At 64.3% G+C, this 549-nt stretch carries 1 protein-coding gene; it reads right to left on the reverse strand.

Annotated features, from left to right (window positions below):
• Positions 1-549, reverse strand: a 549-nt coding sequence (locus IEW19_RS23245; RefSeq protein WP_505592656.1) for a cupredoxin domain-containing protein, incomplete at both ends; no start/stop codon positions are given.

Below are 549 nucleotides of genomic sequence, written 5' to 3' on the forward strand. Positions count from 1 at the left end.
CGGAAACGCCGTCTCCGGTGATTTTGAGGTCCATGAGCGCCGTGTCGGGGTAGGAGTCGCCCTGAGGTCCGTTGCTGTAGGCGAGCGTGCGCAGCGATGTGGTTCCTGCCGGGCCTGCGGTGACGAGCACGTCGAAGCGCTTGCCCGGCGGAAGCAGGAGCTCACCGGCCGCTGCGCTTTGGGGGTAGGCGGTCCCGTCCTCGGCGATCACGGTGAATTGGTAGCCGTCGAGCTGGAGCTTGTAGAAGATGTCAGCGCCGGCGTTGACCAGCCGCCAGAGCTGGGTTTCACCCGGATGCATTGACAGGACAGGCTTGAGCTGGCCGTTGACGAGGCGGGTGGTGGCGGCATTCGAATCGATAGACGTGCTCTTGGTGTTCTGGACAACCGCACCCGAAGAGTCGGTCTGAATGTCTTTGAAGACCAGCGTGTGGGTGTCGACGTTCTGCAGGGGCTCGGGCAAACCAGCGCGGGTGTCCCCAATGACAAGGGCTCCGGACAGGCCGGCGGAGATCTGGTTCTCCACATCCCCCGGGGTGAATGGCGCCG

Origin of the sequence: Arthrobacter liuii (genome assembly GCF_014639275.1) — a bacterium.
Classification (GTDB): domain Bacteria; phylum Actinomycetota; class Actinomycetes; order Actinomycetales; family Micrococcaceae; genus Arthrobacter; species Arthrobacter liuii.